Source organism: Paraburkholderia tagetis (genome assembly GCF_022213065.1).
GTDB lineage: Bacteria > Pseudomonadota > Gammaproteobacteria > Burkholderiales > Burkholderiaceae > Paraburkholderia > Paraburkholderia tagetis.
The window spans coordinates 1-23,722 of the sequence record NZ_JAKLJA010000005.1 but is presented as its reverse complement, the minus strand read 5'-3'; the positions used below and the strand labels follow the sequence as shown (position 1 = coordinate 23,722).

Genomic DNA, 23,722 nt, shown 5'->3' with positions numbered 1-23,722 from the left:
ATCGGCACGTTCTGACAGTTGGGCTGGCGCCCTGTCACTTTTCTTCTGCGCCCCTGCGGGCGGCGGATTCGCTCGCTGCGGCGGCGTCCTGCGCGGCCAGTGTGTCGAGCTCGGCCTGATCGAAGCCCGCCGAACGGCGCGCCTCGAAATTGAACGGTCCGCGCATGCGTGGCGCGTCGTATTGCGCGGCGAGCGCCAGCCATGCCGCATGCGGATCGAGACCGCGCGCCTCGCACAAATGGCGGAACCAGTAATTGCCGATGCGCACGTGCCCGACCTCGTCGCGCAGGATGATGTCGAGGATCGCGGCGGATTCGTCGTCGCCGGCCTGCTTCAGGCGCGCGCGGATGGGCGGCGAAGCGTCGAGGCCACGCGCCTCCAGCACGCGCGGCACCAGCGCCATACGCGCGAGCACGTCGCCGCTCGTGCGCTCGCATATCTCCCAGAGGCCGTTGTGCGCCGGGAAATCGCCGTAGGCATGTCCGTAATCGGCGAGCCGCTGGCGCAGCAGCGAAAAGTGATACGCCTCCTCGGCCGCCACCTTCAGCCAGTCGGCGTAGAAGGCATCGGGCAGGTTCGCGAAGCGCCATACGGCGTCGAGCGCGAGGTTGATCGCGTTGAATTCGATATGCGCCAACGCGTGCAGCAGCACCACGCGCCCTTGCGGCGTGCTCATACTGCGGCGCTGCAGGCTGCGCGGCTCGACAAGCTCGGGGCGCGCCGGGCGGCCGGGGAGATCGGCGGGCGCGAGCAGCGCGCACGAGGCCTGCCACTGCGTGGCGCCCTGAGGTGTCCCCTGCGCCGCCGCATCCAGCACTTTTCCATGGAGAGCGAGCACGGCGTCGGCCTTGGTGAGCGGATCGCGTTCGCGCAAGGCAGCGAGTGCGGCGACGCGCCAGCCAGCGCCGGCCGGGGCCGCATATGCGAAATCGGCTGGACGCTGGGGCGCCGAGCCGATGGCTTCGGAAAACACAGAACTCATCGCAAAAGAGACAAAAATCGGCAAAAAAACCAGTGGATGGGCGACCAGGCCGCTGCAAGTGCACCCAACAGCCCCATCCACGCGATTGTGGGGCGGGACGAGCGCAGGCACGCAACCGTTTACAATACGCGATTCACCCGGCCTGCGCCGTCGGCGCCCTTGAGCACATGCCGCAGCCGCCCCCGCAAGATAAAAGGAGACGTAACACCGTGGCTATCTACAAACTTGGCGAAGCAGCGCCCACCATTCACGAGAGCGTATTTGTCGCGGACAACGCCACGGTCGTCGGCACGGTCGAACTGGCCGAAGATTCGAGCGTCTGGTTTGGCGCGACGCTGCGCGGCGACAACGAGCCGATCAAGGTCGGCCCGCGCAGCAATATTCAGGAAGGCGCGACGCTGCACACCGACCCCGGCTACCCGCTCACGCTCGAAGCGAACGTGACGGTCGGGCACCAGGCCATGCTGCATGGCTGCACGATCAAGGAAGGCGCGCTCATCGGTATTCAGGCCGTGGTCTTGAATGGTGCGGTAATCGGCCGCAACTGTCTGGTTGGTGCGGGCGCCGTTGTCACGGAAGGCAAAGTTTTTCCCGACAACTCGCTCATTCTCGGTGCGCCGGCCAAGGTCGTGCGTGAGCTGACCGAGGCCGACATTGCCGGCCTCAAGCGCAACGCGGACTCCTACGTGGAGCGCCGGGCGTATTTCAAGGCGCAACTCGTGCGCATCGGCTAAGGCTGCCTGCCTGGACGCTGTGCTTTACGGGACGCGCCACAAGGATCAAAACGAAGGAAAAGATTGTGAATGACCAGTTGCAGAAATTCATGTTCAGCGCGGCGCCCGTGCGCGGCGAGATCGTCTCGTTGCGCAGCACGTGGCAAGAGGTGCTGACACGCCGCCAGTACCCGATGCCCGTGCGCACCGTGCTCGGCGAAATGATGGCGGCCTGCGCCCTGCTCTCGGCGAACCTGAAGTTCGACGGCACGCTGATCATGCAGATCCTCGGCGACGGCCCGCTCCGAATGCTGGTGGTGCAGTGCAGCTCGGACCTCTCGATGCGCGCCACCGCGCGGCTCGCAGACGGCGTCGAAGCCGAAGATGTGGCCGCGCTCGAAGGCATCACGCTTGCCGATCTCATCAATGTGAGCGGCCAGGGCCGTTGCGTGATCACGCTCGACCCGGCCAACAAGCAGCCGGGCCAGCAACCCTACCAGGGCATCGTGCCGCTCAATGGCGAGGACGGCCCGCTCAAGTCCATCGCGGAAGTGCTCGAGCACTACATGCATCATTCGGAGCAGCTCGACACGCGCCTGTGGCTGGGCGCGAACGACGACCGCGCGGTCGGCATGCTGCTGCAGAAGCTGCCCGGCGACGGCGGCATCGTGCCGCATCCGCACGAGCTCGACGCCGATACCTGGGAGCGCGTCTGCACGCTCGGCGGCACGCTCACGCGTGAGGAACTGCTCGAACAGGAGCCGGAGACGCTGTTTCGTCGCCTCTTCTGGCAGGAGAACGTACAACACTTCGAGCCCGCGACCACGCGCTTCCTGTGTAGCTGCTCGCGCGAAAAGGTGGGCTCGATGCTGAAAATGCTGGGCCGCGGAGAAGTCGATGGCGTGATCGAGGAGCGCGGCCATGTCGAAATTCATTGCGACTATTGCAACCAGCGCTATGAATTCGATCCCGTGGATGTGGCGCAACTTTTTGCCACGCCGGGGCTCTCAGAAGGTGTCACCCCTGCTGCGGAACGGCGCCACTGACCGATGCTGATGGTCTGCCGGCGCGTCGCCTCCAGTGTGGCTGCGGCGCACGGCAGCAACCATGAGCAGAATCCCGGACCCGCTCATCATCCAGCGTTGCTTAGGCGTCCGATAGATGGAGGAAGAGCAATGAAAACGAACAAGTCCTTCGCATGGCAGTTGCACGCACGGGGCTTGCGGCGCGCAACAGCGATGTGTGCGATGGCCGCGCTCGGCGCGGGCGTCGTGCTCATGAGCGGCTGCATGCTGGATCCTCCCGGACCATCGCCGATATACAGCCGCCTGCCCGCCAATCAGGCGGATGCATTGCAGAATGCGCCGGTGCTCACGCCCGACGAGCGCGCCCGCTACGACGCAATCGACCGCCAGGCGCTCACCGAATCGGACCGCGCAGCAAGCGCGGAAGCCGCCGCGCAAGCCTGGTCGCGTGCCTATGCGCCGCCTGTTAGCGTCTACGGCAGCTACTACAGCGGTGGCTGGGGAAGCGGCTGGGGCACGGGTATCGGCTACGGCTATCCGGGCTGGGGGTGGTAAGCACGCAAGCCGGGCGAGCACCGTATTCTGTCCGCCACGAAATAAAAAAGCGCGGCGTCCGTTTGTCGGAAGCCGCGCTTTTTTTGTCGCTCTTTTTTCCTTTGAAGGCGGGCCTGCCCCAATCCAGCCCGCCTAGGCTCAACCTGCCTTCTTCTTCGCTACCTTACCATGTCCATGCCGCTTCTCCGGCACACGCGACACAGGATTGGGCACCACTTTGACCGGCGCCGCCGACATCTCGCCGCGCGTTGAAACATTCGACGAGCCCGTCGGGGTCGTGGGCAACGGCTGGTTCGGCGAAACGAACTGCACAAACGCCTCGCTGTCCTTGACCATGCCCATCTCATAGCGCGCACGCTCCTCCACAGCCGCAGTGCCGCTCTGGAGATCCTGCACTTCGCCCGCAATGCGTTCGTTGCGCAGTTTCTCGTCGTCGTTCTGCTTCTGCTGTTGGGCAAGCTGCTCGCGTAGCTCGTGCACACGCAGCCAGCCGCCATGGCCCCACCAGAGCGGATACTGGATCAGCACGAGCAGGAGAATCAGGACGACAGTGACAAGCCGCATGTAAGGTGCCGGAAAATACACGCCGCCCTGCGCTTGACGCAGGGCGGCGGAAAGGGATTACGAAAAAGGACAGCAAGGCCGCTGCCGGGCTCGAGTCCGCTTAACCAACCTTAAGGAGGTTATAGAACGCCGACTTGCCCGGGTAGCTGGCGATATCACCGAGATCTTCCTCGATGCGCAGCAGCTGGTTGTACTTCGAGATGCGGTCGCTGCGCGAGAGCGAGCCGGTCTTGATCTGACCAGCGTTCAGGCCGACGGCGATGTCCGCGATCGTCGAGTCTTCGGTTTCGCCCGAGCGGTGCGAGATCACGGCCGTATAGCCCGCGCGCTTGGCCATCTCGATGGCCGCGAAGGTTTCCGTCAGCGTGCCGATCTGGTTGATCTTGATGAGGATCGAGTTGGCGATGCCCTTCTCGATGCCTTCCTTCAGGATGCGCGTGTTGGTGACGAACAGGTCGTCGCCCACGAGCTGGACCTTCTTGCCGAGCTTGTCGGTGAGCAGCTTCCAGCCGGCCCAGTCGGACTCGTGCATGCCGTCTTCGATCGAGACGATCGGGAATTTATCCGCGAGCGTCGCGAGGTAGTCGGCGAACTCAGCCGACGAGAGCTGCAGGCCTTCGCCCGCGAGCTGGTACTTGCCGTCGTGGTAGAACTCGCTCGCTGCGCAGTCGAGCGCGAGCAGCACGTCTTCACCAGCGCGGTAACCAGCCTTTTCGATGGCTTGCAGGATGGTCGAGAGGCATTCGTCGTTGCTGCCGAAGTTCGGTGCGAAGCCGCCTTCGTCGCCCACTGCCGTGCTCATGCCACGATCCGAGAGGATCTTCTTGAGCGCGTGGAACACTTCCGCACCGCAACGCAGTGCTTCGCGGAAGGTCGGCTGGCTCACCGGCACGATCATGAATTCCTGAATGTCGAGGCTGTTGTTCGCATGCGCGCCGCCGTTGACGATATTCATCATCGGCACCGGCAGTTGCATCGCGCCCGAGCCGCCGAAGTAGCGGTACAGCGGCAGGCCGGCTTCTTCAGCGGCGGCCTTCGCGACGGCCATCGAAACGGCCAGCATCGCGTTCGCGCCGAGGCGCGACTTGTTGTCGGTGCCGTCGAGCTCGAGCAGGGTCTTGTCGAGGAAGGCCTGCTCCGAAGCGTCGAGGCCCATGATCGCTTCGGAAATTTCGGTGTTGATGTGCTCGACCGCCTTCAGCACGCCCTTGCCGTTGTAGCGGCCGGCTTCGCCGTCGCGCAGCTCGATCGCTTCGCGCGAGCCCGTCGATGCGCCCGACGGCACTGCCGCGCGGCCCATCGTGCCCGACTCGAGCAGCACGTCGCATTCGACGGTGGGGTTACCGCGCGAATCCAGGATCTCGCGACCGATGATATCTACGATTGCACTCATGGTTTCCTCAGGAAATGACTTAATTCTTGCGCGACCGAAGCCGCCTGATGCATGGGCATTGGCCCGCGAGGCACAGCTTCTATGCTCGTTCGGGGCACACCGTCACATGGGACAGGCTGCGCGGTCGTCAGGTTCAACTTGCCGCGACGCGCCGGCTACACACCTGCCTTAGCCATTGCACCGCCACGCTGCCTTGCACATCACGCGCGGCGCGCCTGGCCGGTGCCCGCACAGCATGGCGTCCTGGTATGACGCCCGCTGCACGACCGGCCTTGCGCCGCGCTGCTCCTCCATTGCGCCGCTCATGCAATCGAAGCGACGCACACTACCTGGCGACCTGACGATCAGTTGAAATCGCTCTCGAGGAACGGCGCACGCTTGACCGCCTGGTCGAGCGTGACGAGCGTTTCGAGCAGGTCGGCCATGCGATTGAGCGGCACGGCATTGGGACCGTCCGACTTTGCCTCGGCGGGCTTCGGATGGGTCTCCATGAAGACCCCCGCGATGCCCGTGGCCATGGCCGCGCGCGCGAGCACCGGCACGAATTCGCGCTGGCCACCCGAGCTCGTGCCCTGCCCGCCCGGCAACTGTACCGAGTGGGTTGCATCGAACACGACCGGCGCGCCGGTCTCGCGCATGATCGCGAGCGAGCGCATGTCCGAGACGAGATTGTTGTAGCCGAACGAGACACCGCGCTCGCACGCCATGAAGCGGTCTTCGGAAAGACCTGCTTCACGCGCCGCGTCGCGCGCCTTGTCGATCACGTTCTTCATGTCGTGCGGCGCGAGGAACTGGCCCTTCTTGATGTTGACCGGCTTCCCCGAACGCGCGCACGCGTGGATGAAGTCGGTCTGGCGGCACAGGAACGCGGGCGTCTGCAGAACGTCCACGACCGATGCCACGGGCTCGATCTCCTCTTCCGTGTGCACGTCGGTCAGCACGGGCAAGCCGAGCTGGCGCTTCACTTCGGAGAGGATACGCAGGCCCTCGTCCATCCCGAGGCCGCGAAACGACTTGCCGCTCGACCGATTGGCCTTGTCGTAGGACGACTTGTAGATGAACGGAATGCCGAGCTTCGCGGTGATTTCCTTCAGGCGGCCCGCCGTGTCGATCGTCATCTGCTCGGATTCGACGACACAGGTGCCTGCGATCAGGAAGAACGGCTTGGACAGACCAACCTCGAAACCGCACAGGTTCATGCTTTCTCCTCAGCGTGCGCCTGCTGATGGGCGACCGCCGCTTCGACATAGGCCTTGAACAACGGATGGCCGTCACGCGGCGTGGACGTGAATTCCGGGTGGAACTGGACGCCGACGAACCACGGGTGCATGTCGCGCGGCAGCTCCATCATTTCCGGCAGATCTTCTGTCGGCGTACGGGCGCTGATGATAAGGCCACCGGCTTCGAGCTTGGGTACGTAGCCGTTATTGACTTCATAACGGTGACGGTGACGCTCGTTCACGTCCTTGCCATAGATTTCCGATGCGAGCGTGCCGGGCTTGATCGGGCAACGCTGCGAGCCGAGGCGCATGGTGCCGCCGAGATCCGAGTTTTCGCTGCGCTTCTCGACGTTGCCCTCACGGTCGGCCCATTCGGTGATGAGCGCGACGACGCGGTCCGGCGTGTCCGGATCGAATTCGGTGCTGTTCGCGTGCTTCAGGCCCACCACGTCGCGCGCGAATTCGATCACCGCGAGTTGCATGCCGAGGCAGATGCCGAGATACGGCACCTTCGCTTCGCGGGCGTATTGAATGGCCTTGATCTTGCCTTCGGTGCCGCGACGGCCGAAACCGCCCGGCACGAGAATCGCGTCGAGGTGCTTCAGGCTTTCAACACCCTCTTCGTCGATCTGCTCGGAGTCGATGTACTCGATGTTCACCTTCGCCGAGGTCTTGATCGACGCGTGGCGCAGCGCTTCGATGAGCGACTTGTACGACTCGGTCAGATCGACATACTTGCCGACCATGCCGATCGTGACTTCGTGCTGCGGCTGCTCGAGCTTCTCGACCATCTCCGCCCACACTGCCAGGTTGGCGGGACGGGCCGAAAGCTTCAGCTCGTCGCAGACGATCGAGTCGAGGCCCTGATCGTGCAGCATCTGCGGGATCTTGTAGATGCTGTCCGCGTCCCACACCGAGATCACGGCGTCTTCAGGCACGTTCGAGAACATCGAGATCTTCGAGCGCTCGTCGTCGGGAATGCGACGGTCGGCGCGGCACAGCAGCACGTTCGGATAAATGCCGATTTCGCGCAGCTTCTGCACGCTGTGCTGCGTGGGCTTGGTCTTGAGCTCGCCAGCGGTGGCGATGAACGGCACGAGCGTGAGGTGCACGAAGCACGCGCTGTTGCGGCCGAGGCGCAGGCTCATCTGACGCGCGGCCTCGAGGAACGGCAGCGATTCGATGTCACCCACCGTGCCGCCCACTTCGACGATCGCCACGTCCGGCTCGCCGCACGTGGCCGAAGCCGCGCCGCGCTCGATAAACGCCTGGATTTCGTTCGTGATGTGCGGAATGACCTGCACGGTCTTGCCGAGATAATCGCCGCGGCGTTCCTTGCGGATCACCGATTCGTAGATCTGGCCCGTGGTGAAGTTGTTGGCCTTGCGCATCTTCGTGCTGATGAAGCGCTCATAGTGGCCAAGGTCGAGGTCGGTTTCCGCTCCGTCTTCCGTCACGAACACTTCGCCGTGCTGAAACGGGCTCATCGTGCCGGGGTCGACGTTGATGTAGGGATCGAGCTTGAGGAGGGTGACTTTCAGACCGCGCGATTCGAGGATCGCGGCGAGGGAGGCGGCGGCAATACCCTTGCCAAGGGAAGAAACTACGCCGCCGGTGACGAAAACATATTTGGTCATCGCTGGATGCTCGCGGGAAAAACGGATTATACCGTAAAGCAAGGGCTAACCCTGAATTTTGCGTGAGCTGTTTATCGGGCGGTGTGGTCCGCCGCGAACATCCTTGCGCGACTGATTGCGCCCCTTGCCACCCACGTTGCAATGCCCCTGAGCGGGCCAGCGCGAAGCCGGTCCGCTCAGCCGCCGTTTTCCATCGCGTAGAGCATGCGCTGCACCGCGCGTGCCGTCTCGATTGGCCGCTCCATTGGGTAAAGATGGCTGCCCTCGATCCATTCGAAACGCTCGCCGGCGATGCGCTGCGTGGCCGCCAGCCCGACCTGGCGCACCTCCTTCGAGTGCGTCCCGCCAATGAAGCTTACCGGCACCGGCGAGCCATGCACGAGCCGCGTGCCGAAGGTATGCGGCAAGGTGCGATAAATCAGGTACTCGGTGCGGCGGTCGAAGGCGAGCGTGCGCGTGCCGTCGGCCGAGGTCTGAGGAATGCCAAAGTCGATATAGTCGGACAGTACGCGCTCGTCCCAGCGCGCGAACGCGGGCTTCGAATAGAAGTGGTGCCAGGCCTCGTCGCGGCTCGCCCAACTGGTGCGGCGCCGGCGCGTGGCGGCGGCGGGCGAAAGGCGCTCGTCCAGCCCCGTCCATTGCGAGACTTTCAGCATGCCGCTGCGCCAGCCCGCGATCACCGGAGAGTCGAGCATCACCACGCCCCTCACCCAATGCGGCTTCCTGAGCGCCGCCATGAGCGAGAGATAGCCGCCGAGCGAATGACCGACCAGCCAGACCGGCTCTTCGTAACGGCGCCCGATGTCCTCAATCAGCTGATCGACGAGATGCGGCCAGTCGCGCGTCACGGGATAGCGTGCATCATGGCCGATACGCTCGATATAGCGCAGCTCGTGGGTGTCGCCTAACTCGGCAAAAAGCGTGCGATAAGTCGATGCCGGAAAACCGTTCGCGTGTGAAAAGTGGATGACGTTCTTCAATGCCCTGTGGTCTCCGGTCCTCGGTCCTGTTCACGGCCATCGAGCGCATGCGATGTACGCGCCCTGCCGCCTGCTTCAGTTGCTGGATGTTCGGGTCTTGCTTTGTCGGATTCGCGTAGCCGTGCGCAACGCCGCCGTCGCCAGGGCGAACGACCGATCGTGCTGTCCAAGGTACCCCCGTAACCCGGCCTTGCATGCGCTTCACTCGCCCGCGTCCATCCCCGCGTCCATCCAGTAGCGCCGCTGCGTATCGCGAAAGCGCTCGACGCTCAGCGCGCCGGGCGCCGCTTCCACTCGCGCCGCGCCATCGGCGTCGCTGCGCGCCAATATGATATGGCGCGACGCGTAGCGCGCGAACACGCTTGGGTGCGGATGGTTAAATCGGCTCAAATAGCCTACCTGAAATATCGCGACGAGCGGCCAGACAGAATCGAGGAAGGGTTCAGTCGACGATGTCTTGCTCCCGTGGTGCGGCACGACCAGCACTTGGGCCTGCAAGCGGCCGGCATCGCGCGCGACGAGCGCGCGCTCGGCGGACGCCTCGATGTCGGCGGCAAGCAGCGCGGAGACTGCGCCACCCGCCACGCCGCGCCCGGGTGCCGTGGAGACCCGCAGCACACAGCAATGCGTATTGGGCTTGCCAGAGAGCGGGCCAGCGTTTGGCCAGAGCACCTCGAACGTGACGCCATCCCACTCCCAGCGCTGCCCGGCGGCGCACTGCACGGTCTCGGCGCCCGCGCGGCGCGCACTCGCCCACAGCGGATGGTCGGGCAGGATGCCCGCCACGAACTGGCGTACCGGCACGGCGTCGAGTACGGCCTGCGCGCCGCCCGAGTGATCGGAGTCGTCGTGGCTCACCATGAGTGCGTCGAGCCGCATTACGCCATGCGCCTGCAGATAAGGCACGACGATCCGCTCGCCCGCATGCGTGGATTCGGGCCCCGGGCCCGCATCGAAAAGAAGCGTGTGTCGCGCGGTCTCGACGAGCACCGACGTCCCCTGCCCGATGTCCAGCGCGCTCAGGCGGAACGCGCCGGGCGGCGGCCCGCTCGGCGCGGGCACAAGGAGCGGCAACCAGGTGAACGGTGCGAGCCAGCGCAGCGGCCAGCCGCGCGGTGCGAGACCCCACACGACGCCGACCGCCGCGCAACCCAATGCCCAATAGCCGGGCTGCGGCAGGCGCAGCACAGCCCAAGGCCACCCTTCGAGCGTTGCGAGCGCGGCGGCAAGCATCTCGATCAACGCGTGCGCCGCCCGCAGCGCGAAAGCATCGAGCGGCGCAGGCAGCACGACACCCGCCAGCACTGCCGGCGTTACGAACAGACTCACCCACGGAATCGCGAAAGCGTTCGCCAGCGGACCGATCAACGGGATCTGCATGAACCAGTACGCCGTGAGCGGCGCGAGTGCCAGCGTGACCGCCCACTGGACGCGCGCCCCGTCTCCCACCCTGACCCAAAGGCTCCGCGCGGCTCGACGCCAGCGCCCGTAATCGAAGGCTGCGCAAAAACGCGCGTAAAAGCGTGGCGGCCGACTCGCTTCTCGCGGTTCCTCCTTCTCGCGCATCGGATCGACTTCTTCCGGCGAGAGTTCGATATCGTCGATATCGTTGGTTCGCCGCACGCGCGGCACGCCGCTCGCCGCGAACAGAATGGCCGCGACGGCGCCGAACGAGAGCCAGAATCCGGCCGCCGTGACGGCCCACGGATCGCGTAACAACACGAGACCGAGCGCCCACGCGAGCACATGGCCGCGCGCCAGTTCGCGCGAGCTCCATAGCGCCGCGGCCGTAACCGCAAGCATCCAGAGCGCGCGCTGCACGGGCACGTTGAATCCGGCCAGCGCCGCGTAGGCCGCCGCCACGCAGAGCGCGCCGGCAACGGCCATTTTCTGGGCCGGCACGACAAGAGGCGCCTCGACCCCGCGCCAGCGCACGCGCCGCCAGAGCGCGCCCACGGCCCAGCCGGACAATCCGGCGACGAAGCTCAGATGCAGCCCCGAGATCGCCATTTCATGGTGATGAACACATGTCCCGACTGGTAGAATTCCGCGACCGTGGAACACCGTGATGGACTGCCCTTGCCGACCGCATACTCCTACATCCGTTTCTCTACCCCCGAACAGAAGAAGGGGGACTCGCTGCGCCGTCAGACAGAACTGTCCGAACAGTACGCCCGCGAACATGGCCTGACGCTGGACACGTCGCTGCACCTACAGGACCTTGGCGTATCGGCGTTCGATGGGTCCAACGTCACACGCGGCGCACTTGGCGGATTCCTGAAAGCGGTCGATGAAGAGCGTGTCGTCCCCGGCTCTTACCTTCTTATCGAATCGCTCGACCGGCTGTCTCGGGACCGCGTGATAGAAGCACTGAACCTTTTCCTGTCCATCCTAAACAGGGGAATCACCATTGTTACCCTGTCCGATGGAAAGGTGTACAGCCCCGGCATCGACAATCCAACCGATCTCATCGTGTCAATCACGATCATGACGCGTGCGCACGACGAATCGCTAACGAAGAGCCGACGACTTAAAGCTGCGTGGATGAACAAACGCTCTCGACTGCAAGAGAAAAAGCTGACCGCACGGTGCCCGCTTTGGATGGAACTGAACGACGATAGGACCCGGTTTGAATTCGTTCCAGAACGCGCGTCAGTCGTCCGAGAGATCATCTCGCTGGCTAAGAACGGGATGGGACAAACGATCATCGCCAAGACCTTGAATTCCCGCTCCGTGCCAAGTTTCTCGGGCAACCCGAAGGGCTGGCATCCGAGCTACATTCAGAAGATTTTGACATCGACAGCCCTATACGGTGAGTACCAACCGGGCATATTTGAGAGTGGCCGCGTGATTCCACATGGCGAACCGGTGGCCGACTACTACCCGGCGCTCATCACGCGAGAAGAGTTCTACTCTTTGCAAGCCTACCGGTCGCAGAATGCGGTCGGCGGTGGCAAGGCCAGAAAGGGTGAAACAATCCCCAACCTATTGAGTGGACTGCTTCGATGCGGATATTGCGGAAACCCGATGGTAATCGCCGGTGCAGCGGCAAAGCGGATTCGAAGCGCAGATGGTAAGGAAGTGAAGCGACCACCGAAAAAGGTTCTGGTCTGCGATGGCGGAAGGCGCGGTTTGGGGTGCTACGCTGTTCAGTGGGGCCACAGGGACTTTGAGACGAGTTTTCTTTCCTTCTGCCGTGGGATCGAGTTCGAAAGGATATTGACGGACGTGCGGTCCGGGCACGAAGAGAATCGCGACCTGACGCTTGACGAAAGAATACGCAGCATCGATGCTGAGTTATCGGCGAAGGACGCTCGTATCAAGAATCTGATGATCGCAATCGAAGAAGGAAATGCCCCAGCTTCGTTGGTGGATAGAATCCGCTCGCTTGAAGAAGAAGTGACGGAACTCACGCGCACGAAGGTGCAGCTTTCAACCGAACTGAACCTGCACCGCGCTGCGCACGAAGAACTGACATCGACAGCGAAGACCGCGCGGTCACTGATTGACACGATGGAATCAATGACGAACGATGAACTGTTCCGCGTCCGGGCGGCGCTCGCGGCTCAATTCAGAAGGACCATCGCATCGATTACGCTGCACCCTGCTGGAAGACTGTTCACGCACGAACAGGTGGAAAAACAGCGAGCGTCACTGATCGATGCTGGTTTCGTCGCGGATCAGGTGGATCGATACGTAGCCGAATCGTATCCCACTGAACCGCGACGACAGGGACGCGGGATTCGTGGCCGCTACGCATCTAGGAAGGACATCGGTCGATTCTTCAGCATCGAGACTGTCAACGGCGGGTTCCGCGTTGTCTATCCCGATTTCGATGATCCTTCCACTGCACGAATCGTGGCCGGTGTTGAAGAAACTTCGATCTTCAACCAGCTTGTGGGAACCACGACGGCGTTGATGGCGAAGGGCCAGTCCGAAGACCGGTCCAGCACTGCGATTTGACGGTCAGTGCAGTAGTTCGCCGCTGGTTGGACCTGATCCAGCGTCAGCCACGGCGGGCACCGTTGTAGGCGCACCGAAGTCGATCAGACCATCCGCGTTGAACGCATCGACAATGTATTCCAAAAGTGACGCGAACCGGTGAACGATGGAAACGAAGTTGCCGCCGATCAGACCGTGCAGATAGGTAAGCGCGTAGGAGACAGCAAGGTCCCCGTCCTGATCGATGGTAAAGACCGGCAGGAACACTTCTTCGTTCAACCGCCGTGCCAGTTCGTGCTTCTGGTCGATGGGCGAATTTCGACGCAAGGGGATGTATGTCGCGACGCGGATGAACTTTCGGTCGGTATCGAGAGTGATTCGATACGCTATGCCCTTTTCCGTGCGCAACCGAATGCAGTCGGGCTGCACGTTGTAGGGGACCAAGCCGCTATCGCGAAGATGGGCGTCAAGGGCGTCGATAGTCACTGCGGATGATTCTTCAAAGATTTTCGTCAATAGGCGCTCCTGCAAGGATGATGAACTGAAGACAGGAAGGCGGGCGCATCGCCCGCCCATCGACCACGTCACGTCAGTCGATGTACTTCCAGATGTTGTAATACACTGTCTGTCCCACGTTCCATGTCAGTTCGGCAAGGCGTCCGCCACCGGATTGAAGTGCGGGAAACTGGCACCCCGAGCACTGCTGCACACCGAACTGGTCCACGCCAGCCGTCACCGTGGACGAATACTGGCCCGAAGTAGCGAACGTTGCCGGTCCGGGCCACCACCCATCGACTTCACCCGTCGTCACACCCGTACCCGGCACGGCCTGAATCTGCGTTCTCGATACCAGCGGCGCGATGTTCTGATTGTTGACAAGATTCGACCACGACAATCCAACGGACGGCTGCGCACCCGCGAGCGAACCATTCGGGTTCAGGAAGTTGTTCTGCACACTACTCGCGAGCGTTTGCCATGCGACGCCCGCACCCGATGCCGCACTGATGGGCGGCGTCGGGTTGACGACACTCATCGGCTGGCCGATCTGCGTTCCGGTCGAATCGTAGAACGTGACCGTGTAAGTCGCGAACTGCGGCACGGTGGACAGATCGACTGGTGATGGCGCATAGAACCCACGTCTGCCGGTCGGCGGGGTGTAGGTGCCGGTTGCGCCGGGAACGGCTTGCCACGACCATCGATAAAGGTTCGTGTTCGAACCCGTCGTGACGCCACCCGTAGGTACGCCGGTCTGCACGGTCGATGTCAGTGCCAACGTGCTGTTACCCGATGCCGCACGCGGCACCAGATACAGCGTGCCGTTGATACCGGGACCCGTCACTGATGCGGACGCGAGATTCGCCGGATTCGGACCACCGACCGGGATGCTGATGTTCAGGCCCGCTTCGTATCGGTTGTACGACGCGTCATTGGTATCAAGGAACTGCCAGCGGCTCAGATACGACCAGATGTTGACGTTGTACTGCTGTTGGTTGCCGATGATGTCCCACGCCCCACCAGACGTTTGCTGGACCACGGTCACTTCCGTACCCGCCACGCCACCGCTCGTCGTGTACGGGATCGAGACGAGTGCTTCTTGAACACCGCCAGTGCCGGTGAAGAATTCAAGGGTCTGCGGCGTGCCGATGGTCACGCCCGATGCGGCGATCTTCGGATGTGCAGTCGCGAACGTCGTGAAACCGTTCTCCTTGTAGTTAGCGTCAATAGCATTCGAACAGGCCGACGACGTTCCGCCAAGACACTGCGTCAGTGCCGTCATCACTTGCGACAGGTACGCGGCTGATGCGGGCGGTGCGGCAAGCGGCGTCGATACCGAAGTCGATTGATTCAGGGAGATGCCGTTCGATGGTGCAGCGGACGAGATGATCTGAGTTCCACCGGTCGGCGCGGGCACCACCTGAACCGCATCGATCACCGCGTCCGCACCCGTCTGGTTCGCCGTGAACGCAGTCCCCACCGGGTTGAACGATGCAGCAGTCAAGCCGTTGGCGGGCAGGATGTTGGACAAGGCCGTATTGAGCTTTGCGACAGCAGCCGACACCGAAGAAGTCTGCGCCAGCGACGACAGGCTACCGCTGCCAGTCAGTTCCAGCGGATTACCGCTGGTCGTCAGCAGTGCCGCCACTGCGGTCGTCAAGGTCGTGACGTTCCCGACCACTGGTGCGCTCGTACCAGTGGGGATGCTGGCGACCACCGAAGCCAAGGTCGGATGCACGCCAGTGGGATCAGATGCAACGACCAGCAACGGTGCAGTCAACCCCGACAGCGAGATCGAGTAATTGCCCGATGCGTCACTGGTCGTCGCGACACTCTTGCCGGTTGCATCGATCACCGTGATGTTCGCACCGATGACGCTACCACCCACGGCTACAGTTCCCGCCATTGCAGTCGGTGTCGCATTGCTGGTCGTGCCGCTGGTCGTGCTGCTGTCCGAACTGCCACCACCGCACGCTGCCAGCACGAAGGCAGCCGATACCGCGACTGCCGCCGCTGCCATCCCCGAATGGATACCGCGTCCCGCTCGTTTGTTTTCGTTCATATAGGACCTTCTCGTTGTGCTACTGCCGATGAAATACAGCACCAAGCCGGGACAACGAGAGTTCGTGTCCCGAGTTGGTGCTGTATGGGATTCAGATGCCGCCGAGTGCGGCGCTTACATCGAAGAGAGACGGGCGATGCGGTCGTTCGTCACGCGAAGAAGACAGGCGGCATCTGAACACGCAATGCGCTCGTTCGCCAGCCAGTTCCGTTCATCCGCTTTCAGGGTGTTCGGGTCGTTCGACTTCGCGCGGGCAGCACTGTAGGCAGCAGCTAAGCGCCGGTCCGCATCAGCAGTCTCTGGCGTCGAACAGATCAACTTTTCGATCTTCGATGACGCCCGCGAGCAATCGAACGACGCGACGATGGCGACGGGCTGTTCAGCTTGCGCATCCGGTTTTGCATCGACTTGTGAAGAAGATTCCGATGCCGTCACCTGTTGGGCCGTGTCGCTTGTGACCGCAGTCGTGTCCGACGCGGGGATGCTGTCTTCGCTGGCCGATGGCACCGAAGCCACACTCTGCTGCGCCGATACCTTGGTCGCAGCCGATTGCACGTCCGCACTCGCTTGTGGTTTTGCCATGTTATGGGACTGTTCCACCTGTCGTGCTTGCGCACGCATAGCTGCATCATTTTGCAGCCAGTCCACCCCGTAGAGCGCACCACCGGCGAGAAGCAGAATCACGCTGACAATGCGACCTATCTTGGTTGAGACAAGCCACCAGAAGAGCGCACCAACCCCGAGTAGAACTATGCCGATGAGCTTGAAGTTTTCGATAGTCTGATCGGCTCGATGTGCCGCTTCTTCTCCTTCTCGACGGTTCCGTGCCGCCTGAAAATATGCAAGCTTCTCACGGCGAAGCCGGTCTTCTTCGTACTGCCTGACTAGATCATCCATCGGTCCCCCTTTTTGTTTCATCTACAAATACGGTACATGTACCCTAGAGATCGCCGCATCATATCGGAAAGATGCGGGGCATGCCAAATCTCAGCAGCAGCCGCCAACACCCCACTCTCGTTGCCCTTGGACGTGCGATCCGGCGCATTCGCAAGGATCGCGGTTTGTCGCAGGAACAACTGGCGCTGACCGCTGGAATCGATGTGAGCTATCTAGGGCGCGTGGAACGCGGTGACAACAATGCGTCCGTTCTCGCGTTGCATTACATCGCCGAAGCACTTGGCATGACGATGACGGCACTGATGACCGAAGCGGGCTTATGAGACAGCCGCCAGTTGCGCGGTTGCCGCTTCAACTACCCGCATGATCGTCTCGCGACTGGTCTTCATGCGCCGCGCGATTTGCGACGATCCGACCAATCAACGACCGCACAGGGGACGCCATCAGGTCCCATGCCAGTCGGTTCACGTGACGGATTCACCACCGCCAGCACACTCGCCCGCGAGATGCCGTAGGTTCGTGCCAAAGCACTGATCGTTTCACCCGCCGCGTACTTCGTAATCATCTCTTCGCGCTGCGCTGGCGTCGTCTTGGATGGCCGACCAAGGGTTTTGCCTTCTGCCTTCGCACGTACCAATCCCGCTTGCGTGCGCTCCACCAGCAGCGACCGCTCCATCTCCGCAACAGCCGACAACATCGTGAGCATCAGCTTCCCGGCAGATGACCCGAGATCGAGTTTCCCAAGTTGAAGCACAATGACTTCAATCTTGCGTTCGGCCAACGTCCGCACGGTCCGCAGCACATCTTCAGCATCACGACCAAGCCTGTCGAGACGAGAGACAACCAACGTCTCGCCGTCCCTGATCTTGTCCAACATCGCTACGAACTGCGGGCGCTGCGACGCATGGGTCTTGCCGCTGATGCCTTCGTCCGTGAACCAGTAATCGACCTTGAAACCAGCGTTCTCGATTTCGAGACGCTGATTTTCGGTTGTCTGTTCCCGCGTGCTGACCCGACCGTACCCGAAGATCGCCATAGACACCCCGAAAGCGTGGAAAAAGGGTGTCAGAATATCACCGAGTGTTAGAAATAGTCAACCCTATATTTCCAACAGTTCAAGCCAGTACATCCGACAACTGTTAGGAAACGGTGGTTTAGCGGCGGCCCCATGCGGATTGCAAAACGCATACCTTTGGGAAAAACAGGTGTATGCTTACACAGGCTGTTTATCCATACAGGTGTAAGCATGCACCACTCGCTCGACAAGCGGTTAATCAGATTCGAGAACATCGAAGAAATCAGAACACGTCCGGCCTTCCGGGACGAGATCGCGGCAGCGTCCGCACTTCCGAAGGAAGCTGTCGGCGTCTACCGGTTTCCGAAAGACGCACCTGAACAGTGCGGCCTGTCGAACTGTCGAACACCGCACATGAAGGGATTCGTGGTCGCGATGGAATCCGGCGAAGAAACGCTCATCGGTGGCTATTGCGGCGCGAAGAAGATGGGGTTGGCCTTTCAGGAAGTTATCAATCGAGCGCAATTGGCGGACCGTATGCAGCGATACAGGGACACCATATCGGCTGCTGTTGGAAGAGCGGATGAATTCGACGCGCGGCTTGCCGATTTGCTGGAACGACCGCAAGGTGCAAAGTGGATCGGGAAGCGCATCGCAAATTGCAATGCAACATTGCCACATGAAGCGAGCCATTTGATCCACCGAATGGCGCAGCGGCGAGAACCGGACGTTTATGATGCGGTTCGCATGACCGACAAAGAAGTCGCGGTTGCGCGTGAGACGGGTGCAATACCCAAGGGACAACCCGGTCCCTACTTCCGGCAACAGAAGGCTGGAACCATCGCAGGACTGGAAATCTGGCGAAGCGATCTACGGGCACTGCTGATTGACGACCTGCAACAGGGCATGGTGGCCTTGAAATCGCTCGATGTGGCGTCGATTCGTTCCGAGCATGCGCTCCGAAAACACGCGCAGTGGGTTGATGACATCCCGAGAAAGCTCTCGGATGCAGAACAACTAATCGTGGCAGGGCAGGAGTTCTTCGACGCTGAAAATTTGCATACCTTAAAGCGTCTCAGCATAATTGAAAGGAAAATCGAAGGACTCGCGGGCGCAGTTGACGCACTTATCTCCGCGACCAAGGCGAGTATCGCTTAATTCGCGTTGACAGCGCCTTCTATGCCCGTCCCCTTCGCGGGAACAAGTGCCGGTGGTGGGTTACAACCAGTGACGGGCGACATGTCGGTGGTGGGGTGACGGGTGACGACCGGCGACAGGTGATGCGTCATGGGTAACAACCGGTGACGGGCGATGTGCCGGTGGCAGGTAACAACCGGTGACGAGTGATGCACCGGTGGCAGGTAACAGCCAGTGACGTGCGATGTGCCGGTGTGGCGGGTAACAACCGGTGACGGGCGATGTGCCGGTGGCAGGTAACAACCGGTGACGTGCGATGTGCCGGTGTGGCAGGTAACAACCGGTGACGGGCGATGTGCCGGTGGCAGGTAACAACCAGTGACGGGCGATGTGCCGGTGGCAGGTAACAACCAGTGACGGGCGATGTGCCGGTGGCAGGTAACAACCGGTGGCAGGTAACAACCGGTGGCAGGTGACGTACCGGTGCAGGTAAACAACCGGTGACGGGCGACGTGCCGGTGATGAATAACGAACCAGTGACGAATTGAAGTCACAACTGGCGCTGATCGCAAGTCGCTTGTGATCGCGAAGCGCGTTGCGGAGCGCAGCGAAGCAACGGAACTTGTGAAGGAAAGAAGACGGGATTTGTGGTTGAAAACCACGAATTTGTTGCCAGACGAGATCGAACCAGATTAATTAATGAAGAAATGAAGACCCACCAATTCGTGGACTGGATATGTGCAGCAAATCACACGTGAAGTGGATGGGTTGTTCGCACAAGTCAGCTACATGCAATAAATCAATTCATGTATGTAGTTCGAATTCGACGCCCCAAATCAGACATCTACTTCACGAATTGGTCGGCAACAAGACATATGGCCGAAGTCGATTTCATCTCACATGATGTATCGAGCCGAAGGCGAGACGCGAAGCGTACATGATGTAACGCCTTCGGCGTAGGTCCGCACTGCGTGCGTCCCTAGTGATCGGTTCGTTTCTCATTTGTTTCTAACCGGTGACTGATTGATTAACAATCGTGTCTTCCCCAATTTGGTTTTAAGGAAACCGTGCGTGACGAGTGGGACCGCCCTGCGAACCTTTAAATTCTACAGACATGCCGATACCTGACCTACAGCGATGGGGTTGAAACTGGTGTCTGCCAGCCGACAGATTGGTTACTGTCTCCATGTTTTTATTTTGACTCGACCGCACTTTCGGTGTTCTTCGAGCGCCAACGACAGGAAGGTTTGTCGTATCGTTTCTGTTTATACGGGTGTCTGTTCCCGGTCATAGAAGGCGTTGTTTGCACCTTCCGCTCTTCATCAAGAATGGATTCCGTCTGGTGACGAACCACCGGCACAAGCGCTGAACGCTCGTGTCTCAACAACTTCGGGGGAATTCATAAAGGCGGGACCAGAATTGGTCGCCGTTGCGGATTGGCATCCGACTACTACTATTTAGTCTTGCGCGGATTTTGAGATCACGCTGTTCGCGGTGCTTCATCCTAGATTGCAAAGCGCAATTATACCAGTAAACAGTCGTTGCGTCAACAATTTTCTTGACAGTGCAGCCTTGAATGTGGCATGCATCGCGATGCGATTGCATGCATGGAACCTATCCGTGTCCTGCGGATTCACCACCGCCAGCACAATCGCCCGCGAGATGCCCCGTAGGTCCGCACCAACGCCGCTGACCGTCTTACCAGCCGGGTGCATGCACTTCATGTCATCGAGCGGCACCAGCGTCGTTTAGTAACGCTGGTCACGCGATACATCAAGCAAGGCACACCGTCACAACTGCGCCGCCCCGATGTACGATGAACGCATCGTCACCACCGTCGAAGGTCCACGTCATGACGAAGCACAGCCCTTACGAAGACGCTGAAGACAACTACGACGATCCGGTCGATTACTACGACGACATCATCGAAGATGCGTCGGAACCGGAACCCGAAGACGACGATGATGACGATGACTGACTGTCCGCGTCGTCTGGCCCATGATCTTCTCGGCACATCGTTCAGGCGAAACAGCCGTCAACTGGCTGCCGACGCAAGCGTCAAAACAGACTGCATGACCCAATTCGCGCTCATCGCCCTTGCAGTTGCAGGGTAGGCCCCATTTGTCTTATATTACGAAGGCTCCCGGATTTGCCGGGTAGGAAAGTGACAGGTTGTCAAGCCACGCCGAATTGCTCGCCGAGCACAGACGCAGTGCAGACAACGCGTAGACCGCGATTTCCATCATATGGAACTCCACGTTTATACTGACATGATATTGCATTTCTAACATTAAGCGGCCAAAGCCCGGATGCAATAACCGGGTGAGATAATGTAAAGAACATTGGTGTATATCCGGGGGTGCGTATTTTGGATTGCCGCCAACCGCCGCTCCCCCGGTTTGCTAGGTAAACGCGATGGAAAACCCTGCTGAATGGTATCGGCGTCGCACCTATCTGCACTTCGACATGCCTATCAGCGAGAAGGCGGCTTGCGCAATCGCGGGCAACCCCGCCGTCGTTACTCGTCACGCATTTTATCCCTTCATCACTTTCACCATAAAAACCCAAAAGGTGAAATGGGATTCGGTTTCTAAAAAGCTGTCATTGATCCCCAAAGAACGTCCTGTTAGCTATGCATCGCATGTTGATAGCCATATCTATGCATACTATGCGGCGCTTCTAAGCGAAAAATACGAGAACCGACTTAAATCCGCCGCCTTTGAACCCGCAGTGCTGGCCTTTCGAAAACTCGGAAAAAGTAACATACACTTCGCCAAGGATGCGTTTTCCGCCATCAAACAGCTTGGGAATGCCGACGTAATCACCACTGACATCAGAGATTTTTTTGGAAATCTCGATCATCAGATATTAAAGTCTGCGTGGAAATCTCTATTGGGCGTTGATGCCTTGCCCGACGACCACTACAACGTATTCAAGTCGCTTACACGATTTTCGTGGGTTGAAAAACGCAACCTGTATGCTGCGCTTCATATTTCATTGAATAATCCACGCGCATCGGGTCCGCGAGTCTGCGAGCCGGAAGATTTCCGTAAAATTGTACGTGGCTGCAAACTGATCAACAGAAATCCACATTCAAAAGGTATCCCCCAAGGCTCCCCCATAAGTGCGCTTCTCTCGAACATATATATGGTCAATTTCGATGAGATGATGTGGAACGCGGTTACGGCTTGGGGTGGCAAGTATTTCCGCTACTGCGATGACATGCTTATAATTGCACCGCAAGGCAAAGGCAAAGATTTGCTGAAGCTCGCGCAGGAATTTTCAGATTTACACAAATTACCGTTACACCCGGATAAAACGGAAGAGCGGACATTCACGATGACGGTCGATGGACTCGTCGCGGATAAACCGCTTCAGTATTTAGGTTTTTTATTCGATGGAAAGCGCATCATATTGCGCTCGGCGTCTCTTGCAAGATATTCTGACAGAATGAAACGCGGAGTGCGTCTCGCTAAGGCAACAATGCGAAGACGGAATGATCTGCGAGTAACGCGCGGCGAAACGCCAATCACCCTACGCAAGCGGAAGTTGTATAAGCGGTACTCTTACCTTGGTCGGCGAAACTTTGTCTCGTATGCGTTACGTGCTGCGGGAATTCTCGAAGCACAAGCGATCAAGCGTCAAGTAAAGCCCTTGTGGAAGCGACTACGGAAACAAATGGGTTAGGCGGAATCGAACATCAACAGCCGCGCCATAACATCCGGCAAGCGACTGTAGCAACTGTACGGTGGATGCTACAGTCGCGGGCGCATCAGTCAGTAGACAACTGATGCATTGCCGCTATTCGAACCAACAGTGCTTCAATCACAGTGGCGATGATTGCGCCATTGCTGCCAGCGACGGCACAGTGGTCGGCGACTGCAATCACGGTCGCCGACCACTGTAAATCACTCATGCCGTTAGCGCGTCCGGCGTGTCCTTCGCTTCCGTCAACTGGCCTACAGTCGGACCCGGCGACTGAACATCGAGACGTGGCAACGACTTCACGATCTTCATCGTTTCCAGACTGACCGTCACGACCCGCTGGAACAGTTCCAAGGGGTAACGCGGATTGTTCATTGTCTCGATGGCGTAATCGTTCGCATCGTTGACGATGCCACTTCCGTTCTTGCCGTCATCAACTTTCACACACTGTCGCTCGACCACCCAATCCAGTGCCGGTTTGCCGTTGACTACATATTCGTAGGCTTCCGGCGGGATGCCCTTGATCGTGATCTTGTCGTTGTAGACCAACGTGGTCAGGTCCTTGTCCTTTCCGTTCTTACCGGGCTTCATCTTCTCGACGCGATAATCCGCATCGGTCAAGAGAAGTCCGCCGCCTTCAATCTGCAAGGGGTACGTCTCGACCGTCTCGTAGTTGACGTGCAGGTCAGCCAGCTTCCGACCAGCCTTCGAGAACGCCCAGAAGTCAGTTGACTTCTTCACGCATGGGATACGCGGCAGTTCCTTGCGAAGCGTGTCGGCGTACCGGTCACGATAGTCCGGGGAATGCAGCAAGCCATAGACGTAATAGAACACGTCTTCCTTGGTGATCGCTTGGCCCGGATATGCAGCCTGAAAGTGCGTCAGCCCTTCATCCGTCAGTGCGTCTCGACGTTCGCGCTGCGCCGTGGCTGCGGTCGGCGCTTCGAACAGTTCGGCGTTTGGCGACACTTCGGTGATTTCATCCGCAGCAGGTTCGCTATACAGGTACAACGGGAAGCATTGGGAACCGTCGATGTCCGCCATATGCAGACTTGGCACGCTGTTGACCATCAGGGCCGTGAATGCTGTGCGCCCACCCGTACCTGACACGACGATGACCAGATTCTCCGCATCTGCGTGCGGGAAGATGCGCGGCATCTGGTACACCCTTTCATTGAAGCGCCGGTTGTAATAAAGCCACTGCTTGGAATAGGGACGGTACATACTGCGCGTCAAGCAATCTTCTTCAAAGCTGAGAGTTCGGCCCTTCGCCAACTCCCCCGATGGGCAGCTCAAACTCCTCCACTTGTGGGCGGCTAAATTCCCCCAGGCAGGACGAGCGGATTATGCGTCGGATTCCTCAGTGACGGCAAGTCTGGCGGCGGCTTCCCGCAGTCGAT

The 23,722-nt window shown here is 60.2% G+C and carries 21 protein-coding genes; 8 read left to right on the top strand and 13 right to left on the bottom strand.

Annotation, left to right across the window (positions count from 1 at the left end; all coding sequences use genetic code 11):
- Positions 1 to 34: 34 nt before the first annotated feature.
- Entirely contained in the window at positions 35 to 982 is a 948-nt protein-coding gene (locus L5014_RS08845; protein WP_420800043.1) for a ferritin-like domain-containing protein, read from the bottom strand.
- A gap of 209 nt (positions 983 to 1,191) precedes the next feature.
- On the opposite strand from L5014_RS08845, the gene L5014_RS08840 reads away from it, so the two are divergent.
- The 3 genes from L5014_RS08840 (at position 1,192) to L5014_RS08830 (ending at position 3,275) form a co-directional block, all read left to right on the top strand.
- Entirely contained in the window at positions 1,192 to 1,716 is a 525-nt protein-coding gene (locus L5014_RS08840; protein WP_238463237.1) for a gamma carbonic anhydrase family protein, read from the top strand.
- A gap of 65 nt (positions 1,717 to 1,781) precedes the next feature.
- Positions 1,782 to 2,741: an Hsp33 family molecular chaperone HslO gene (gene hslO / locus L5014_RS08835; RefSeq protein ID WP_238463235.1), complete on the top strand. Its 960-nt coding sequence runs from the start codon at positions 1,782 to 1,784 to the stop codon at positions 2,739 to 2,741.
- A gap of 129 nt (positions 2,742 to 2,870) precedes the next feature.
- On the top strand, positions 2,871 to 3,275 hold the full coding sequence (locus tag L5014_RS08830) for a hypothetical protein (protein ID WP_420800042.1): 405 nt from the start codon (positions 2,871 to 2,873) through the stop codon (positions 3,273 to 3,275).
- Between the two features lie 138 nt (positions 3,276 to 3,413).
- On the opposite strand, the gene ftsB is transcribed toward L5014_RS08830, so the two are convergent.
- The 6 genes from ftsB to L5014_RS08800 all read right to left on the bottom strand — a co-directional run bounded on the left by ftsB (position 3,414) and on the right by L5014_RS08800 (position 11,079).
- On the bottom strand, positions 3,414 to 3,839 hold the full coding sequence (gene ftsB / locus L5014_RS08825; RefSeq protein ID WP_238463234.1) for a cell division protein FtsB: 426 nt from the start codon (positions 3,837 to 3,839) through the stop codon (positions 3,414 to 3,416).
- Positions 3,840 to 3,939: 100 nt separating this feature from the next.
- On the bottom strand, positions 3,940 to 5,232 hold the full coding sequence (gene eno, locus L5014_RS08820; protein ID WP_238463233.1) for a phosphopyruvate hydratase: 1,293 nt from the start codon (positions 5,230 to 5,232) through the stop codon (positions 3,940 to 3,942).
- Positions 5,233 to 5,576: 344 nt separating this feature from the next.
- Positions 5,577 to 6,431, bottom strand: coding sequence for a 3-deoxy-8-phosphooctulonate synthase (gene kdsA / locus L5014_RS08815; protein WP_238463232.1), 855 nt, complete (start codon positions 6,429 to 6,431; stop codon positions 5,577 to 5,579).
- Positions 6,428 to 8,089, bottom strand: a complete 1,662-nt coding sequence (locus L5014_RS08810; protein ID WP_238463231.1) for a CTP synthase — start codon at positions 8,087 to 8,089, stop codon at positions 6,428 to 6,430. Before L5014_RS08810 ends, kdsA begins: the two co-directional genes overlap by 4 nt.
- 176 nt (positions 8,090 to 8,265) lie before the next feature.
- Positions 8,266 to 9,069: an alpha/beta fold hydrolase gene (locus tag L5014_RS08805; protein ID WP_238463230.1), complete on the bottom strand. Its 804-nt coding sequence runs from the start codon at positions 9,067 to 9,069 to the stop codon at positions 8,266 to 8,268.
- Between the two features lie 201 nt (positions 9,070 to 9,270).
- Entirely contained in the window at positions 9,271 to 11,079 is a 1,809-nt protein-coding gene (locus L5014_RS08800; protein WP_420800041.1) for a DNA internalization-related competence protein ComEC/Rec2, read from the bottom strand.
- A 45-nt stretch (positions 11,080 to 11,124) separates the two neighbouring features.
- Here L5014_RS08800 and L5014_RS08795 point away from each other — a divergent pair, with 45 nt between their 5' ends.
- Entirely contained in the window at positions 11,125 to 13,032 is a 1,908-nt protein-coding gene (locus L5014_RS08795) for a recombinase family protein (RefSeq protein ID WP_238463229.1), read from the top strand.
- A 3-nt stretch (positions 13,033 to 13,035) separates the two neighbouring features.
- On the opposite strand, the gene L5014_RS08790 is transcribed toward L5014_RS08795, so the two are convergent.
- From L5014_RS08790 to L5014_RS08780, 3 genes are all read right to left on the bottom strand, one after another.
- Positions 13,036 to 13,527 carry a YbjN domain-containing protein gene (locus L5014_RS08790; protein WP_238463228.1) on the bottom strand — a complete coding sequence of 164 codons (492 nt, stop codon included), beginning with the start codon at positions 13,525 to 13,527 and terminating at the stop codon, positions 13,036 to 13,038.
- Positions 13,528 to 13,600: 73 nt separating this feature from the next.
- A complete protein-coding gene (locus L5014_RS08785) occupies positions 13,601 to 15,568 on the bottom strand; it encodes a hypothetical protein (protein WP_238463227.1) in 1,968 nt (655 codons plus the stop codon).
- 114 nt (positions 15,569 to 15,682) lie between these two features.
- Positions 15,683 to 16,465, bottom strand: coding sequence for a lysozyme inhibitor LprI family protein (locus tag L5014_RS08780; RefSeq protein ID WP_238463226.1), 783 nt, complete (start codon positions 16,463 to 16,465; stop codon positions 15,683 to 15,685).
- An 80-nt stretch (positions 16,466 to 16,545) separates the two neighbouring features.
- On the opposite strand from L5014_RS08780, the gene L5014_RS08775 reads away from it, so the two are divergent.
- Complete coding sequence (locus L5014_RS08775) at positions 16,546 to 16,788, top strand: helix-turn-helix domain-containing protein (RefSeq protein WP_011402588.1); 243 nt, start codon at positions 16,546 to 16,548, stop codon at positions 16,786 to 16,788.
- A 62-nt stretch (positions 16,789 to 16,850) separates the two neighbouring features.
- Here L5014_RS08775 and L5014_RS08770 read toward each other — a convergent pair whose 3' ends face one another.
- Positions 16,851 to 17,501: a recombinase family protein gene (locus L5014_RS08770; RefSeq protein ID WP_212164886.1), complete on the bottom strand. Its 651-nt coding sequence runs from the start codon at positions 17,499 to 17,501 to the stop codon at positions 16,851 to 16,853.
- Positions 17,502 to 17,711: 210 nt separating this feature from the next.
- Here L5014_RS08770 and L5014_RS08765 point away from each other — a divergent pair, with 210 nt between their 5' ends.
- From L5014_RS08765 to drt2, 3 genes are all read left to right on the top strand, one after another.
- Positions 17,712 to 18,638, top strand: a complete 927-nt coding sequence (locus L5014_RS08765) for a hypothetical protein (protein WP_238463225.1) — start codon at positions 17,712 to 17,714, stop codon at positions 18,636 to 18,638.
- A gap of 1,831 nt (positions 18,639 to 20,469) precedes the next feature.
- Positions 20,470 to 20,595, top strand: coding sequence for a hypothetical protein (locus L5014_RS38590; RefSeq protein ID WP_267256068.1), 126 nt, complete (start codon positions 20,470 to 20,472; stop codon positions 20,593 to 20,595).
- 437 nt (positions 20,596 to 21,032) lie between these two features.
- Positions 21,033 to 22,304, top strand: a complete 1,272-nt coding sequence (gene drt2, locus L5014_RS08760; RefSeq protein WP_238463223.1) for an antiviral reverse transcriptase Drt2 — start codon at positions 21,033 to 21,035, stop codon at positions 22,302 to 22,304.
- A gap of 85 nt (positions 22,305 to 22,389) precedes the next feature.
- Here the strand turns inward: drt2 and L5014_RS08755 are convergent, their stop codons facing one another.
- Together L5014_RS08755 and L5014_RS08750 are read right to left on the bottom strand one after the other, a co-directional pair.
- The gene (locus L5014_RS08755; RefSeq protein ID WP_238463221.1) at positions 22,390 to 22,533 is read right to left on the bottom strand and encodes a hypothetical protein; all 144 of its coding nucleotides are present in this window, start codon (positions 22,531 to 22,533) and stop codon (positions 22,390 to 22,392) included.
- Positions 22,530 to 23,597 carry a type ISP restriction/modification enzyme gene (locus L5014_RS08750; protein ID WP_274389309.1) on the bottom strand — a complete coding sequence of 356 codons (1,068 nt, stop codon included), beginning with the start codon at positions 23,595 to 23,597 and terminating at the stop codon, positions 22,530 to 22,532. Before L5014_RS08750 ends, L5014_RS08755 begins: the two co-directional genes overlap by 4 nt.
- Between the last annotated feature and the right edge of the window lie 125 nt (positions 23,598 to 23,722).

Coding starts and splice junctions, on each gene's coding strand:
- L5014_RS08845 (WP_420800043.1), bottom strand. CDS start 982: ATGAGTTCTGTGTTTTCCGAAGCCATCGGCTCGGCGCCCCAGCGTCCA.
- L5014_RS08830 (WP_420800042.1), top strand. CDS start 2,871: ATGAAAACGAACAAGTCCTTCGCATGGCAGTTGCACGCACGGGGCTTG.
- ftsB (WP_238463234.1), bottom strand. CDS start 3,839: ATGCGGCTTGTCACTGTCGTCCTGATTCTCCTGCTCGTGCTGATCCAG.
- eno (WP_238463233.1), bottom strand. CDS start 5,232: ATGAGTGCAATCGTAGATATCATCGGTCGCGAGATCCTGGATTCGCGC.
- kdsA (WP_238463232.1), bottom strand. CDS start 6,431: ATGAACCTGTGCGGTTTCGAGGTTGGTCTGTCCAAGCCGTTCTTCCTG.
- L5014_RS08810 (WP_238463231.1), bottom strand. CDS start 8,089: ATGACCAAATATGTTTTCGTCACCGGCGGCGTAGTTTCTTCCCTTGGC.
- L5014_RS08800 (WP_420800041.1), bottom strand. CDS start 11,079: ATGGCGATCTCGGGGCTGCATCTGAGCTTCGTCGCCGGATTGTCCGGC.
- L5014_RS08785 (WP_238463227.1), bottom strand. CDS start 15,568: ATGAACGAAAACAAACGAGCGGGACGCGGTATCCATTCGGGGATGGCA.
- L5014_RS08780 (WP_238463226.1), bottom strand. CDS start 16,465: ATGGATGATCTAGTCAGGCAGTACGAAGAAGACCGGCTTCGCCGTGAG.
- L5014_RS08775 (WP_011402588.1), top strand. CDS start 16,546: ATGCCAAATCTCAGCAGCAGCCGCCAACACCCCACTCTCGTTGCCCTT.
- L5014_RS08770 (WP_212164886.1), bottom strand. CDS start 17,501: ATGGCGATCTTCGGGTACGGTCGGGTCAGCACGCGGGAACAGACAACC.
- L5014_RS08765 (WP_238463225.1), top strand. CDS start 17,712: ATGCACCACTCGCTCGACAAGCGGTTAATCAGATTCGAGAACATCGAA.
- L5014_RS38590 (WP_267256068.1), top strand. CDS start 20,470: ATGACGAAGCACAGCCCTTACGAAGACGCTGAAGACAACTACGACGAT.
- drt2 (WP_238463223.1), top strand. CDS start 21,033: ATGGAAAACCCTGCTGAATGGTATCGGCGTCGCACCTATCTGCACTTC.
- L5014_RS08755 (WP_238463221.1), bottom strand. CDS start 22,533: ATGAGTGATTTACAGTGGTCGGCGACCGTGATTGCAGTCGCCGACCAC.